Below are 710 nucleotides of genomic sequence, written 5' to 3' on the forward strand. Positions count from 1 at the left end.
ATGGTGTTCCAAAACTATGCGATTTATCCCACCATGTCCGTGCGCGACAACATTGAGTTTGGCCTTCGCAACAATGGCGTGCCGAAAGCGCAAAGGACAGAATTGGTGGAATCCATCAGTGAAACCGTAGGTCTCAAGGATTATTTGGACCGCAAGCCGTCGACGCTTTCCGGCGGACAGAGACAGCGCGTTGCGCTGGCTCGTGCCATGGTGAAAAAGCCGGGCGTGTTTCTGATGGATGAGCCGCTTTCCAATCTGGATGCGAAGCTGCGCGTACAAATGCGCATCGAGCTGATCGAGCTTCATAAGAAGCTGGGTTCCACCTTCGTTTATGTTACGCATGACCAGGTGGAAGCGATGTCCATGGCGGATAAAATCGTGCTTATGAACAAAGGGGAAATTCAGCAAGAAGCGCCTCCTGCTGTGATGTACCGCAAGCCAAGCAATCAATTTACGGCACAGTTCATCGGCGTTCCTCCGATGAATATCGGCTCCATGGCCAATGCCAATGCACAGTTCGGCTTCAGGCCTGAAAGTGCCGTTCTGTCTACGGCTCCTGTTGAAGAAGCCTTCAAATCGAAAGGCAGAATCATTACAAGAGAGATGCTTGGATCGGAAACGATCTATCAAATTAAAAACGATACCCACACTTTTATGATGAAGAGCACGAACGATCAATATGATGCAGGGCAGGAAGTCTATTACGGAGT

The 710-nt window shown here is 49.9% G+C and carries 1 protein-coding gene; it reads left to right on the top strand.

The genetic code is table 11. The features are described from left to right. The coding region (locus V1L65_RS28640; protein WP_331702765.1) for an ABC transporter ATP-binding protein at positions 1-710 on the top strand (710 nt) is incomplete at both ends.

Origin of the sequence: Paenibacillus sp. IITD108, assembly GCF_036541265.1 — a bacterium.
GTDB lineage: Bacteria > Bacillota > Bacilli > Paenibacillales > Paenibacillaceae > Pristimantibacillus.